Raw genomic sequence first — 13865 nt, forward strand, 5'->3', positions numbered from 1 at the left:
GAGGTCTTCTATTCCGAGGATGGGCTCGTGCGCGCAGGCTCGATGCCGAAGCGTATCCAGAGAACCCTGCTCGGCGAAAAGGGCATCCAGGGGCTCGATGGCGAGGCGGCGGCCCGCACGACCCATGTCGCCTTCGACAAGACCGGGACGCTCACACATGGCAGGCCCCGCGTGACAGATGTCTCTGTGTTGAGTGGAAGCGGCGACGACCTCATGGCGCTTGCCGCCGGGGTCGAGAGCGGCGCGAGCCACCCGCTCGGACAGGCGATCTGCGCCGAAGCCGAGCGGCGAGGCGTGGGCGCGGCGACGGCCACCGGCGGCCGCGCGCTTCCCGGCAAGGGGGCGGAAGCCTCCATCGACGGCGTGACCGTCATCGTGGGCTCCCCGCGGCTGGCGAACGAGCGCGGCGCACTCACGGACGACCTGCGGACCCGCGTGGCGGCGCTGGAAGCCGAGGGCAAGACGGTGGTCATCGTGTTGCGCGAAGACGTGCCTCAGGGCCTCATCGCGCTCAGGGACGAGCCGCGCGCCGATGCGGCGAACGCTATCGCGCAACTGCGCGGGCTCGGCATATCTTCGGTCATGCTGACGGGGGACAACCCGCGCACGGCCCAAGCCATCGCTGAAGGGCTCGGGATCGAACATCGTTCGGACCTGATGCCGGAGGACAAGGTGACAGCGATCCGCGACCTGAGGGCGGAGGCCCGCGTGATGATGATCGGCGACGGGATCAACGATGCGCCGGCGCTCGCCGCCGCGCATGTTGGCGTTGCCATGGGCTCGGGCACCGACGTGGCGCTCGAGACGGCCGACGCGGCGATCCTGCGCAACCGTGTGACCGATGTGCCGGGCAAGATCCGCCTCTCCCGTGCGACCATTTCGAACATCCGCCAGAACATCGCGATTGCGCTCGGCCTCAAGGCGATATTCCTCGTGACTACCGTGCTCGGGATCACCGGCCTTTGGATCGCAATCCTCGCGGATACCGGTGCCACCTTGCTGGTGACGATGAACGCCCTGCGGCTGCTGTTCTTCCGTCCTACCGGCACGCCTGAACCTGCGGGTCACGTCGATCTGACCGCTGAGACACGCCCCGATCGCGCCGCCGCAAAGACCTGAAAGGAACCCTGATGACCCTCACCCGCCGCGCCGTGATGGCCTCCGCCGCTTGCTTCGCCGCGACGGCACCGACCGCCGGACTGTCTCAAAGCTCTCCCGCGATCCACGTTCTGAAAGACCCGAACTGTGGCTGCTGCACAGCTTGGATCGAGATCCTCAAAGAGAACGGATTTAAGGTCACCACCGAGCGCAGCTTCGGCACCCTCCTGATCCGGCACAAGCTCGAGAACGGCATCCCCCAGAACATGACCTCCTGCCACACCGGCGAAATCGAGGGCTACATGATCGAAGGACACGTGCCGACGGCCGACATTCGACGGCTGCTATCCGAGCGCCCCGATGCCGTCGGTCTCGCCGTGCCTGGGATGCCTTACGGATCACCGGGCATGGGGCCAGAGGATGAGCGGGAAGCCTACGACGTGTTCCTGATCCTCGGAGATGGCAGGACGGAAATCTTCTCCAGCTACGAGGCTGCCTGACGGCGCCGATCTCAGGATCGCTGTGGGGCCACTGCACAAACCTCACACCGCGCAGTCGCAGCGAAAGTCAGGAAAGTCCCGCACTGCTGACCTTGAAGCCCTGAACGATGCTGCAGGTGCCACGAAGGTCAGGTATGGGGAAGCCGCACTGCGGCGATGTCCACGCTGGCGAACGGCTGCTCAGGGCCGTCAAATTCCGATCCGCGCTTGCGCAGTAGCAGTCTTGTGCAGTTGCGAAGCAAACTCTGTTGTGGGCGCGGTCAGGTCTATCGTTCTAAACGAAATAGGGTGTCCTTGAATAACCAGGGTTTCGTCAACGCTGCCGCCAACTTGCGGATGGAGCAGAATTCCTTCCGAGGTCAGACTGGGAGGCTGCTCCATGTGTTCCTGTGTACGCAAATATGCATACATCTGGTATAGATACCCGCTTCGCAAGATTTCGTCCCTGTGGTTCGATCTGGTCAGAATTCGGGTGAACTTGGTGTCGATGACCACGTGACGTTCGGTTTCGGGATGGGTCAGTTCGATGTCGGTCTGCATGCCAGGAAGGATCGCGGACAGGCCTGGGGTTGTGCCGGACACAGGCCAAGCGAGGCGTCGCCCCTGGGCAATGGACCACCCCTCTGGCTTCAGGGCTATACGGAGCGCATTGCCGATGGCGCGTTCGAAGAGACGGCGGATCAGGTGCTCGGTCGTCTCATCACCGGGCTGTAGCGAGGCCCCTTTGGTTTCGGTCGGTATCGTCCCATCGAAGACCATCCGGGCAAGTGCCACCATCATTCTGTCCGCATTCTCGTTCCTGCCTATCTGGTCGGTCGCCAGTTCGGCGCGAGAGGGCCTGCGCGCCGAGACGCCCGCGCGCGCGAAATCCGCCGCGAGGCTGCGACAACGATGTCCGGTCTCCCGGGCGGAGACTCGGGCAGAGAGACGTTCAAGCGCAGCGCGAACCAGCCTGTTTCGAGGCGTGTCCATGACATGCTCTTCGAACCGGCAGGCGATCTGACCGCGCTCCATGAGCTGGCCCGCCTCTGTCGCCAGCATGTCGATGCGACCGCGTACACGCGGCAGAACTGCTGTCCGCGCCTGGTAGCCACGGCTCAGGTTGCGGTGAAGTCGATCTTCGACCACGTGGGCCATCAGGCGGCCGATGAGATCCGGCAAGTCCTGGGCCTGCTCGACATCGCGCTCGAATCGACCCTGGAGTTGAACGAGATCCGCGGCATAGAGAAACAAGATCCAGATGTTGCGAAGCGGAATCTCGGAGGCCATCAGAGCCCGTCGCGCAGCCGCGCCTTTGCTTCGGCAGCCCTCTCGGGCGCATCAAACCAGTATTCGTCGAGCAGCGGTCCGATCTCCGTTTCTATCACGTCGTTGAACCAGCCCTTCGGATCGGCCAGCGGCTCGGTTGGCGTGATGTAGGAGTGGCCGACGCGGAACTGCTGACCTAGAGTCCTGTCGCCGGATATCTCGTCGTTCAGCGCCGTCATGCGCGCCCGGATCAGATCCACCATGTCGCTGTCGAGCCCGCGATCCGCGCACCATGCGGCCCAGGAATCGTTCAGCATGGGCTCGAGCGAGATGAAGGCGAAGCGCCGCCGAAGCGCCAGATCTACGAGTGCCAGCGAGCGGTCGGCCACGTTCATCGTACCGATGATGTAGAGATTGTCCGGGACATGCACGCGCTCGCCTGGCTGTTTTCGGTAGGCGAGCTCGATCGCGTCAGCGCGGCTGCGCTTGGTGTTCTCGAGTAGTGTCAGCATCTCGCCGAAGACCTGAGCCGGGTTGCCGCGATTGATCTCCTCGATGATGAGTAAATGCGCGATGTCGGGCTGGGCGCGGGCGGCCTCCACCACCTGCAGGAACACACCGTCGGTGATCACAAGACCCGCTGAGCTGGGCCGATAGCCTCGCACGAAATCCTCGTAAGAGAGCGACGGATGGAACTGGACCGAGCGCAGTTGCTCGGGCTTCGGCGTGCGTCGCCCGATCAGCGCCTTTGCCAGGCGCTTCGCGAGCCAAGTTTTGCCGGTGCCTGGCGCACCCTGAAGGATCAGGTTCTTCTTATCCTCCAAGCGTGCAATCAGTTTCGCGAGCGCGCCACGCGACAAGAACCCGCCCTCGGCAATGATGTCGTCGATGCCATAGGGCTCGATCGGAGGCGCATCTGTCTCGCCGTCCGCCTGCTCCTCCTCCTCGATCAGGGTGAGGGGTTCGAGGTCCTCGGCGTACTTTTCGGCCCAGTAGGGATGCGCCAGGAACCGTGCCAGGTCCTGGTTTTCTCCGTCGAAGGCGAATGCCACCAGTTGCCTCGCCATGTCGTCGTCCTCAAAGCGCGCCCTGGCGACAGTCGTGCGGTAGGTATAAAAGAACCACTCGCGTGGCGGGTCGACTTCTTCCCAGGCGACATCGACAGTCTTCCCGTCCCCCGGATTGCCAGTAATCGTGCCAATCGCCTTGATGCGCATGGCGCTGACCGGTCGCCCTCGGTTCTCGAACGGCACATCGTTCTTGCGCGTGTAAGTCGCCTTGATCGCGATCCGGTCGCCCTGCTTCATCTGTTTCACGAGATGTGAGAACTTGTCGTCATAGCCATTCTGCCAGATGCCTTCACCAAGGAAGCGTGGGGTCTGGTCGCCTTCGTCCCATGCTGCACCGACGAACCAGTAGTTGATGCCTTCCGGGACGATATCGCCTTCCGGTGCCTGGTCTTCGTCTTCATCAGCCTTGAGTGCTGCATGCTCTTGTCTGAAGATCTCGACGGCGAGGTCATCCGTCATTTCGATGGAACCACCCGCATCGGTCAGGGCCCAAATGCCGCGCTTCGGGGAATAGAGGTAGCCGGCCTTAACAAGGTAGAACCGTGCCCAGGCAACCCGATTGTTGAACTTCGGCTGCCCGTTTTTGTTGGTCTGGTTCAGGAAGTCGTCCGGTACTTCATGTCGCTGCGCGATTTCTTGGAAGACCTGTTTCGGGCGCGCCCGCCCCCCAAGATCGCGCAAGACCTCAAGGACCGGCGCGAAGTAGCTGACGAACTGCGGAACGCCTTCAATTTTCTGCTCGAAAAGTTTCACACCTGTCCCCGGGTTTTTCAGGAAATTCCGACCAGTACACCCGATGGCTGAGATCTTTGCAATTGGGTCGGGACTTCGGGTTTCCTCGATTACCTACTGCTGACCTTCGCGTATCCAATTTTTCTGCGCGATGTCACGAAAGGCCGGTTCGGGGAACTGCGTTGCAGCGATGACCGTCCTGGCGAATGTCGGCTGTGGGCCGGACTTACACCGCTGAATGTTGAAGATATTCAAGGCGACGCTCGACTTGTATCAGTCGCCGCGTGATCTCGCGACGCCGTTGATTCTGCCATCACCAATGCCCCTGGCAGGCGCGGCGTGGCCTATCGTGCGTGACCGCTCCCTGCAAACGCCCAAGTGCGCGACAGGATGAACGTACAGGCAGCCGCAAAGGCGGTCGAGATCAGAACGGCAGCTTCGAGACGAAACAAGCCGATGCCCTGCAATAGGAACAGGACAATTTCATTTGCTAGAAATCCGATTGCCGCCACCATAGCGAATCGTCCGAAAGTCTGGGTCGCGGACGAACCATGTCCGGCGAAGGTGAACAGATGGTGACCAGAGAAACTGACCATGAAGGCAATCAGGAAAGCAACAGTGTTGCTGATCAGCGGAAGCATGCCAAACCAGACAAGGCCGATCGCGACGCCCAGATGGACAAGGGTCGCCAGGCCCCCGGTCAGGGCGAACCGCGCGACCGCGCCTAGCATTCGGATGACGCGGCAATCGTGACATCCTCGGCGATCAGATAGCCGGGGCGACCTTTCACCTCGCTGAAGACCCGCGCCAGATATTCGCCCAACACACCGATGGACATCAACTGGATGCCACTGAAAAAGAAGATCGCCACTGCCAGCGTGGACCAGCCGGGCACAGCATGGCCGAGCAGCAGCGTGCGGCCGGCTAGAAACAGCCCGTAGAAGATCGACAGCATGGCAAGGATCATTCCGATGCCGGTCCACATGCGCAACGGCCAGTCGGTGAAAGCGGTCAGCCCGGTCATGCCCAGTCTCAGCAGTTCGCGGAAGCGGAACTTGGTGCTACCCCCGCCGCGTGGCTGCAACTCGACCGGGATGGCAAGCGAGCGGAAACCGACCCAGGCATAAAGCCCCTTCATGAAGCGATTGCTTTCGGGCAGCGCGCAAAGCGCATCGACCACCTTTCGATCCATCAGCCGGAAGTCCCGCGCTCCGGCAGGCATTGACACCTCGCTGCCGATATTCAGGAAGCGGTAAAAAGCGGCGGTACAGCGGCGCTTCAACCAGCTTTCATCATCACGATGGGCGCGGACGGCGTAGACAATCTCATAGCCTTCTCGGTAGCGCTCCAGCATCGTATCGACATAGCGCAAAGGCTCTTGCAGGTCGGCGTCGAGAATTACCACGGCTTTGCCCGTCGCATGACGCAGCCCAGCCATGATCGCCTGTTCCTTGCCGAAATTGCGCGACAGACGCAGCAGGCGAACCGGCAGGTCCCATTGGCCGGATGTGACCAGTTCCAGCGTTTCGTCGCTGCTGCCGTCATCGACGACAACGATCTCGGAATGCGGCACCAGCCTGTACGCCTTGCGCGACACCCGTGTCAGCGTTTCCTCGATTGTTTCTGCCTCGTTATATGCCGGAATGACAAAGGATAGATCGGGCGCCAATGGCCCTGAATCGAGCATGCGTGGCGTCATGTTTGCCGTTTCGCGAGTGATATCCTGCATGCGGCCCATCATTTCACCTCGTTCGTCGGCTGGGTGACAAACAGGACATGCCGCCCATATTTGCCCAGATTTTCAAGACCCAATGTCGCCGCCTCCGACGCCATGTCCGGAGGCACCGAGAAAGCCACCGGTGCACCGCTGCCGGCCAGTCGCGCGAAGTCTTCGAGATCGATGGCACGCGCTTTGCCCTGGGAATAGAATTCGGCCGAGTAGCTGCGCCCGCCGAGGATATAAAGCGGCGCACCGGGCATCGCTGCGCTAGCGACCGCGACGAGCCCCTTGTCGGATTTCAATCGGATCTTCTGCGGCGCGAAAGCCGCGCCCGAGGTCAGCGCCAGGAAAAAAGCGAAGATTACCGATGTCGCGATGGCAAATCCTGTTCGAGCTGCACGGCTCGGTTGAGCCTCGAACACCTGCGTGAACAGCACCACCAGCAAGACAGCTGCAGCCGGCAAGCCGGGCAGGACATAGGCGGCAAGAATATTTGATGCAGGCGTGAACAGCAGCAAAGGCGACAACGTCCAGAGCAACAGATAACCCAGCCAGCCCGAGCGATCCCGTCGAAACATCGTGACCGTCTTGCCGAAGCGGGTCAGTAGCAAGGTGGCAACCAAGCTCCAAGGCAGGGCAGCCATCTGCCAGAACAGCCAGATCATGCCCTTGGCTTCCCGATGGCCAGACCCGTACAGATCACCCTGCCAGCCGGGGGTTAGGAAACGCTGAACATGCTCTCCGATCAGGAAGTAGCGCAGGAAACCGGGCGTGGCGATTTCGGCGGCGACATACCAAGGCGCGGCCAGCGCTGTCAGTAATACCATGCCGCGCGCCCATGGCAGCAGGCGCAGCAGGTGCCAGTTCCATGTCAGGGCCAGCCACAGCATCAAGGGAATGCCGCTCAGCACAACCGCCACCGGCCCCTTGGCCAGCATACCAATTGCCAGCCCTAGAAAGACGCCATAACCCCAACGACTGTTGCCACCTCCGACCGCCTGCCAGAACCCGACCATGACGAGCGTCGTGCAAAGAACCATCGGCATGTCGGTCATCACGAAACCCGAAGCGCCAAAGAACATCGCCATCGTCGCCAGCACCGCCATGGCAACCAACGCCGTATTGCGCCCGACGGTATCACGCACCCACAGCCAGACGAGAAACAGAACCGCCAGCGCGGTCAGCAGGATCGGCAACCGAGCGGCCACTTCGTTCACGCCGAACAACTGCATCCCCCCTGCCGACAGCCAGGTATGCAGCGGCGGCTTGCCCCAGAACGGCACGCCATAGTCGAATTGCGGTGTCAGCCAGTTCCCGGTTTCAACCATCTTGCGGGCGATTTCGCCGTAACGGGCCTCGGTCGTGTCGGTGAAAGGTACGGCAAACATTGCCCAGAGCCGCAGGAGCCCGAATCCCGTCAGAACTGCCACCAGAAACCGGCGGGTCGGGCCATCCAACTGCATATCACGCAGCGTCGGTCTCACATTTGGGCGGGTTCGGGCCACTGCCGCGTGGAGGGGCACATGGGCCTCATCTATTATTGTCATTTTGTCCTGCTCGATAGGCTGACGGTTCGTGTCAGCCGCCATCTATCAAGAACGATCTGTCAGGGGTGTTGCCGGAACTATACCAATCCGTAATGTCCCGACGTCTTGACCCAAACGCACAGCGGGCTATCCCTGCGGGCAGACAAGATATGGAAAGCAGCAGCCATGCGCGTCCTTGTGGTCGAGGACCATGCCGAAACGGCCGACTACATCGCCTCCAGCCTCCGGGCGCAGGGGCATCTGGTCGATCATTGCGACAATGGCCGCGAAGGTTTCCTGTCGGCGCTGGACAACAGTTATGACGTGATGATCTTTGACCGCATGTTGCCAGGTCTGGATGGGCTGACCCTGATCAAATCCGTGCGCGGCGCAGGAGTCGAGACGCCGATCCTGATCCTTTCGGCGATGGACGGGATCGACGACCGGGTCGAGGGGCTTGAGGCGGGATCGGACGACTATCTCGTCAAGCCATTCTCGTTTCAGGAACTATCAGCGCGGCTGGCGGCGCTGACTCGCAGGCCGCCACTGAAAGCCGAGGAAACCGTCTTACAGGTGGCCGACCTGGAAATGAACCTGATCCGCCGTACGGTCACGCGGGCAGGCATTTCTCTGGACCTGCAACCACGCGAGTTCCGCCTGCTGGAATATCTGATGCGCAATGCCGGCCGGGTACTGACCCGCACGATGCTGCTGGAATCGGTCTGGGATTTCCATTTCGATCCCAAGACCAACGTCGTCGAGACCCATATCAGTCGATTGCGTAACAAAGTGGACAGGCCCTTCGAGATCGAGTTGATCCATACCGTCCGCGGTGCCGGGTATAGCCTGCATGGCTAGGGCCGGCGGCATGTCTCGCTTCCTGCGCTCGACCTCGGCGCGGTTGTCTCTGCGTTTTGCCGCACTTTACGCCATCATCACTGCCCTCGTCTTTGGTCTGACCTACCACTTCGCGGATCGCGAAATCAGCGAATGGGTACTAGACCAACTTGCGGACGATTCAGCCGGTTTTGCCAATCTTTACGAAAGCGAAGGTCTGGACGGGGTTCAGGCAAAGCTTGGCGGATTTGCCGGGTTCAATTTCGAGGATTATCGGATCTATCTGCTTCAGGACGCGGATGGCAACGTTCTGACCGGAAATGTCGATGCCATCGACTGGCAGGGCAGCAGCGGCTACGTCCCGGTCAATGCAATCCAAGCCGAAAAGCCCCGTTATGACGATGTGACAGGCTACCTGCTTCATTCGGCGCAGCTCGGCCCGAACCGGCTGACATTGGGCACAAGCACCTATTTTCTTGAAGAGCTGCGCGAGGTTTTAGGTCGCGGATTCCTTGCAGGTTTTATCCTCTTGCTGCTTACCGGTTTACTGGCCGGGGTCATTGTCGGCCGCAGAACCGAACGGCGGCTGACCCGGATCTCCACGACGCTGAAATCAGTGGCATTGGGGCAATTGGATCGACGCGTCCCCGTCACTGGCAGCGATGGCGATGACCTTGCCCGTATGGCAGATGAAATCAACCGCACCATCGCACAGCTTCAGCAGATGGTCGAAAGCCAGAAACAGATTTCGGCCGATATCGCCCATGACCTTCGCACGCCCATGCAACGCCTGCGACAACGGCTGGATGTGCTTCTGAATGCGCCCGACCTGACTTCCGAGATCAGGGAAGATGCGGAACAAGCCGTGGAGATCGCCGACGATCTGATCGAGACATTCCACGCCCTGCTGCGGATCGGGCAGATCGAATCCGGTCAGCGGTCAGGTCGGTTTACCGCAGCCCCGCTTGCCCCGATCCTCGCCCGGATCGAAGACGCCTACGGCCCCGTCGCCGAAGAAAACGGTCAAACGCTGAGGTTTGACATCGAAGATCAGGACGCGATGGTTCAGGGCGATCAGCAACTCCTGACCCAGATGATCGCAAATCTCGTTGAAAACGCCCTGCGTCACTGTTCATCAGGTACGCGGATCGAGGTAACGCTGTCGAGGGTGGATGACAGCGCCCTGCTTCAGGTTTCCGACAATGGTCCGGGCATCCCCACAGCAGAACGCGACAAGGTTTTCCGCCGTTTCTATCGCCTCGAGAAGAGTCGCACGACCCCGGGCAATGGCTTGGGACTCAGCATGGTCAGGGCGATTGCCGAATTGCATGGCGCGGTGTTGACACTGAACGATAATCATCCGGGCCTGCGCGTTCTGGTCTCGTTTCCGCCTATTGCTCGCGAAGATTACGAACCCCGCTGATTTCTATCGTTTTTGGGTTCGCTGTTATGCTACGGCTGCGAATGGCAGGATGCATCCGAACAATGCCGCACTTGATGCGTTGCACCGCCGACCTCCGCACCTCCCCCGACCTTCTTCAGCCCTCGCAACCGCTGTGCTGATTCCGCACCCGCGACGAGCGGTATCAAGGTCACAGATCAATGACTTCCACCGGCCAAGAATTGCTGCGACGAACATGAATGGCTGGTTTGGTGACGCCACATAGTGGCGCCGAGACTATATCGAATGGCAGTAAAGGGCCGGGCGTGCCATGTCGCTCTGCCAGGATGGTCACACGGCCTGCCGCACCGCCGCATGACCGCATCGAGCCCACTTTGACCGATGCTGCGTAAAGGATGTATCGCTGCTTTCGAGGGCGGTAGAAAACCTGCTTGATCGCAGCCGCGATGCGGAGGGAAAGCAGCGCCGAGTTGTCGGAACGCGTGAACCAAAAGGCGATCTAATCGAACGATTCAGCGCTTCACCCCGTCTGCGGCTGCCTCTCAAATACTGCGCGGTGCCCAGAGAATAATACCCGCACCGACAAGGCAAATGACCGCTCCAACTACATCCCATTGATCCGGGCGATGCCCTTCTACGCCCCATAGCCACAGCAGGGACGATACGATGTAAACGCCACCGTAGACTGCATAGGCGCGGCCCGCCTGATCGGCGGGGCTGAGCGCCAGTAGCCAGGCGAAAGCGGCAAGGGACAGCATGCCCGGTGCCAACCAAAACACGCTCTTGTCCAGCCGGAACCAGGCCCAGAAAGCAAAGCATCCGGCAATTTCGGCCAGCGCAGCGGCGAAGTAGATAAGAACCGTCTTCATCGGGCCAGACATACGTTCCGAGGAGGATCGGGTCTATTGCGAAAAATCTTTCAAATTCAGAGAAGCGAGCCCAAATCCGATCCAACACTTGGATAGGCCGCCGTCATCGACTTAAGTTGCTTGGCCGCCAGGCCCAGCTTGATTGCCAGCCCGAAGAAATTGATCAGTTCGCCGTATTCCGGGCCGAACAGGTGCGCGCCGAGGATCTTGCCGTTCGACTTGTCCACGAGGACCTTCGCGGCAGCAGAGGTCTCGCCGATCCGGTAGTTCGAATACCAATCGCCAGTGTCGGTGAACCGAACATCGACATCATACCCGGCGTCCCTTGCCTCACTTTCCAACATACCGACACGCGCCACTTCCGGGACTGTGAAGACGGCTGTAGGAATACCGGCATAATCCGGTGCGGTCTGAGTGTCTTTGAGCATGTTGGAGGCCGCGACCTTCCCTTCGATCACTGCGACTGGCGTCAGCGGCATGCCATCGGTGTCGGCGCAATCTCCGGCGGCAAAGACCGCGCTGTTCGTCGTGCTTTGCAGATGCGGGGCTACAACGATGCCCTTGTCGCTGTAATCAACACCAGCCGCCTCAAGATTCAGATCGGCCAGGGCTGCCACACGGCCCGCGCCATGCACGACCAGATCGGTTTCGATTGTTCGGGTTTCATCGCCCGACTTCACCTCGACAGTGAATGCTCTACTGGCTTCCGAGACCGACACGATTTCGGTTTCGCGCATCAGGTCCACGCCGATACCGCCGCTGCGGTCGATCAGCATTTCGACCAGATCGGGATCGAAGCCGCGTAAGGGCCGGGCGCCACGATCCACGATGATCGGGTTGGCTCCGGCCCGTGCGGCGATATGCGCAAACTCGAAGGACACGAAGCCGCCACCGATAAAAAGAACCCGATTGGGAAGGGCCTCCAGGTTGAGGAAATCCGTGCTGTCGATCACGAGATCGGCCCCTGTGAAGCTCAGCGGCCTGGGCATGGCACCGGCGGCCACGAGGAACCGTTCCGACTGATATGCCGTTCCATCGACCTCCAGCGTGTTGCTTCCCGTGAACCGCGCGGCTCCATGCAGGGTTTCGACGCCGTTGCCCGACAGGCCCTTTTCCATCTTGTCCGGCACGGGATCGGTGAAGCCACGCTTGTGTGCCATCAGATCGGCCCAGTTGATCGACAGATCACCGGGATCGATCCCCTTGCCCTGCATGAGCCGTGCCGCGTCCATGATTTCCGCACCGCGCCGCAGGATTTTCTTTGGATCGCAGCCGCGCAATGCGCAGGTGCCGCCGTAGGGCAGCGCATCGACAATGGCGACACGCCATCCTGCCGCGCCACATTTGTTGGCCGCGGCCACGCCCGCCATGCCCGCCCCGATGACGATCAGGTCGTAGTCTTCATTCATTCTCCGGTCCTTGTCCTGATCTTCATCCGGCGCAGCAGCTCAACTTTGCCACGTCCATATCGAAGGTTTGCGCCGCCAGCTTCAGCCCTTCCACGGTCGTCAGATAGGGGAAGATCGTCTCCCCGAGCGCCTTTGTGGTCATGCCAAACTTCAGCGCCATAACGAGGGTCTGGATCGTATCGGACCCCTCGGGCGCGATGATCTGGCCGCCAAGCAGCCGGTCGGACTTTCTGTCCGCCACCAGCTTGATCAATCCGCGCGTGTCGCGTGCGGCCAGTGCGCGCGGCACCTGATCGAGCGGTACGATGGACGTCTTGACGTCGAGGCCCGCGTCCCGCGCCTGGGCTTCACCGAGACCGACGCCCGCGACCTGCGGGTCGGAAAACACCACCCAGGGCATCGCGGCGTTGTCGTAGCGATGGTCTTCGCCGAGAACCGCATTTTTGGCCGCGAGCTTTGCACCATAGGCCGCCATATAGACGAACTGGTCGCGGTCGGTCACATCGCCTGCGGCATAGATGCCGCGCACCGATGTCTGCATGTCCTCGCCGACGACGATGGACCCACGCGCGTCGGTTTCCACGCCGATTGCGTCCAGGCCCATATCTTTGGTATTGGCCCGCCTGCCAGCGGTCGAAACGAGGTGATCCGCCGTCACTTCGACAGGCTTTCCGTTCTGGATCACGCGCAGTGTCACGCCCGCGTCGTCGCGGCGCACAGTGTCGTAGCTTAACCCGGTCAGAAGAGTGATGCCTTCGGCCTCGAACGCCGCCGCCAATGCCTCCGAGACCTCTGGTTCCGCGCCGGGCAACAGATGCGAACGGGCGACAAGCGTGACCTTCACGCCCATGCGGCTCATCATCTGGGCCAGCTCCGCGCCAATGTAGCCCGCGCCGATGAAGATCAGGCTTTTCGGCAGTACTTCGAGTTCCAGAAGACTGGTGCTGTTGAGCGCGCCGATTTCCTCGATGCCGTCGATGGTCGGCAGAACGGGACGCCCGCCCGTGGCGATGATGGTCCTCGGTGCTTTCAGGGTTCGCTCACCGACTGTCACGCCACCTTCGATCAGCCGCGCGGGACCGGCGTCGATGTAATCGACATCCTCATATTCCGGCAGAAGGTCCGCGTATTTCTTCTGGCGCAGGGTCGTGACCAGATCGTCCTTGGACTGAACGAGCGTCTGCCAATCATCCACTTGTGCCCGTCCCGACAGGCCGGGGAACCGCTTGGCAGCCCCCGCACAGTGCACGGCCTCTGCCGCACGGATCATCGCCTTGGAGGGCACGCATCCCACGTTGACGCAAGTTCCGCCGATGGTGCCATGTCCTACGAGGGCGACACGCTTTCCGGCATCCGCGCCGGTAATTGCGGCGGAGAACCCCGCCGATCCGGCCCCAAGAACGATCAGGTCATAGCCGCCCTGTTCATCGTCGGTTTTGTTCAGGTCTTTCATC

11 protein-coding genes and 1 pseudogene are annotated in these 13865 nt (G+C 61.1%); 4 read left to right on the forward strand and 8 right to left on the reverse strand.

Going from position 1 to position 13865, the window contains the following annotated elements:
* Positions 1 to 102: 102 nt before the first annotated feature.
* Together PAE61_RS00290 and PAE61_RS00295 are read left to right on the forward strand one after the other, a co-directional pair.
* Positions 103 to 1119, forward strand: a pseudogene (locus PAE61_RS00290) (HAD-IC family P-type ATPase); the annotation flags it as partial.
* 11 nt (positions 1120 to 1130) lie between these two features.
* The gene (locus tag PAE61_RS00295) at positions 1131 to 1598 is read left to right on the forward strand and encodes a DUF411 domain-containing protein (protein WP_121634690.1); all 468 of its coding nucleotides are present in this window, start codon (positions 1131 to 1133) and stop codon (positions 1596 to 1598) included.
* A gap of 189 nt (positions 1599 to 1787) precedes the next feature.
* Here PAE61_RS00295 and mcrC read toward each other — a convergent pair whose 3' ends face one another.
* The 5 genes from mcrC to PAE61_RS00325 form a co-directional block, all read right to left on the reverse strand.
* Positions 1788 to 2867 carry a 5-methylcytosine-specific restriction endonuclease system specificity protein McrC gene (gene mcrC / locus PAE61_RS00300; protein ID WP_271109847.1) on the reverse strand — a complete coding sequence of 360 codons (1080 nt, stop codon included), beginning with the start codon at positions 2865 to 2867 and terminating at the stop codon, positions 1788 to 1790.
* The gene (locus PAE61_RS00305) at positions 2867 to 4669 is read right to left on the reverse strand and encodes an AAA family ATPase (RefSeq protein ID WP_350135618.1); all 1803 of its coding nucleotides are present in this window, start codon (positions 4667 to 4669) and stop codon (positions 2867 to 2869) included. Before PAE61_RS00305 ends, mcrC begins: the two co-directional genes overlap by 1 nt.
* 323 nt (positions 4670 to 4992) lie before the next feature.
* Positions 4993 to 5379 (reverse strand): GtrA family protein, encoded by a 387-nt coding sequence (locus PAE61_RS00315; RefSeq protein WP_119746558.1) that lies wholly within the window; start codon positions 5377 to 5379, stop codon positions 4993 to 4995.
* Positions 5373 to 6377, reverse strand: coding sequence for a glycosyltransferase family 2 protein (locus PAE61_RS00320; protein WP_220475270.1), 1005 nt, complete (start codon positions 6375 to 6377; stop codon positions 5373 to 5375). The genes PAE61_RS00315 and PAE61_RS00320 overlap by 7 nt, the downstream gene beginning before the upstream one ends.
* A gap of 8 nt (positions 6378 to 6385) precedes the next feature.
* Positions 6386 to 7915, reverse strand: coding sequence for an ArnT family glycosyltransferase (locus tag PAE61_RS00325; RefSeq protein WP_271112115.1), 1530 nt, complete (start codon positions 7913 to 7915; stop codon positions 6386 to 6388).
* Positions 7916 to 8080: 165 nt separating this feature from the next.
* On the opposite strand from PAE61_RS00325, the gene PAE61_RS00330 reads away from it, so the two are divergent.
* Together PAE61_RS00330 and PAE61_RS00335 are read left to right on the forward strand one after the other, a co-directional pair.
* On the forward strand, positions 8081 to 8752 hold the full coding sequence (locus PAE61_RS00330; protein WP_119746555.1) for a winged helix-turn-helix domain-containing protein: 672 nt from the start codon (positions 8081 to 8083) through the stop codon (positions 8750 to 8752).
* Between the two features lie 10 nt (positions 8753 to 8762).
* Positions 8763 to 10154, forward strand: coding sequence for a HAMP domain-containing sensor histidine kinase (locus PAE61_RS00335; RefSeq protein ID WP_271112116.1), 1392 nt, complete (start codon positions 8763 to 8765; stop codon positions 10152 to 10154).
* Between the two features lie 521 nt (positions 10155 to 10675).
* On the opposite strand, the gene PAE61_RS00340 is transcribed toward PAE61_RS00335, so the two are convergent.
* From PAE61_RS00340 to merA, 3 genes are read right to left on the reverse strand one after another with little or no spacing between them, the layout of a single operon-like run.
* The gene (locus tag PAE61_RS00340; protein WP_040546036.1) at positions 10676 to 11002 is read right to left on the reverse strand and encodes a YnfA family protein; all 327 of its coding nucleotides are present in this window, start codon (positions 11000 to 11002) and stop codon (positions 10676 to 10678) included.
* Between the two features lie 56 nt (positions 11003 to 11058).
* The gene (locus PAE61_RS00345) at positions 11059 to 12411 is read right to left on the reverse strand and encodes a dihydrolipoyl dehydrogenase family protein (RefSeq protein WP_007803574.1); all 1353 of its coding nucleotides are present in this window, start codon (positions 12409 to 12411) and stop codon (positions 11059 to 11061) included.
* A gap of 22 nt (positions 12412 to 12433) precedes the next feature.
* Complete coding sequence (gene merA / locus PAE61_RS00350; RefSeq protein WP_040545982.1) at positions 12434 to 13864, reverse strand: mercury(II) reductase; 1431 nt, start codon at positions 13862 to 13864, stop codon at positions 12434 to 12436.
* Between the last annotated feature and the right edge of the window lies 1 nt (position 13865).

It is taken from the genome of Paracoccus aerodenitrificans (genome assembly GCF_027913215.1).
Taxonomy (GTDB): Bacteria; Pseudomonadota; Alphaproteobacteria; order Rhodobacterales; family Rhodobacteraceae; genus Paracoccus; species Paracoccus aerodenitrificans.

Excerpts from the sequence above, each read along its gene's own strand:
- PAE61_RS00295 (WP_121634690.1), top strand. The coding sequence starts at position 1,131 with ATGACCCTCACCCGCCGCGCCGTGATGGCCTCCGCCGCTTGCTTCGCC.
- mcrC (WP_271109847.1), bottom strand. The coding sequence starts at position 2,867 with ATGGCCTCCGAGATTCCGCTTCGCAACATCTGGATCTTGTTTCTCTAT.
- PAE61_RS00315 (WP_119746558.1), bottom strand. The coding sequence starts at position 5,379 with ATGCTAGGCGCGGTCGCGCGGTTCGCCCTGACCGGGGGCCTGGCGACC.
- PAE61_RS00320 (WP_220475270.1), bottom strand. The coding sequence starts at position 6,377 with ATGCAGGATATCACTCGCGAAACGGCAAACATGACGCCACGCATGCTC.
- PAE61_RS00325 (WP_271112115.1), bottom strand. The coding sequence starts at position 7,915 with ATGACAATAATAGATGAGGCCCATGTGCCCCTCCACGCGGCAGTGGCC.
- PAE61_RS00330 (WP_119746555.1), top strand. The coding sequence starts at position 8,081 with ATGCGCGTCCTTGTGGTCGAGGACCATGCCGAAACGGCCGACTACATC.
- PAE61_RS00335 (WP_271112116.1), top strand. The coding sequence starts at position 8,763 with ATGTCTCGCTTCCTGCGCTCGACCTCGGCGCGGTTGTCTCTGCGTTTT.
- PAE61_RS00340 (WP_040546036.1), bottom strand. The coding sequence starts at position 11,002 with ATGAAGACGGTTCTTATCTACTTCGCCGCTGCGCTGGCCGAAATTGCC.
- PAE61_RS00345 (WP_007803574.1), bottom strand. The coding sequence starts at position 12,411 with ATGAATGAAGACTACGACCTGATCGTCATCGGGGCGGGCATGGCGGGC.
- merA (WP_040545982.1), bottom strand. The coding sequence starts at position 13,864 with ATGAAAGACCTGAACAAAACCGACGATGAACAGGGCGGCTATGACCTG.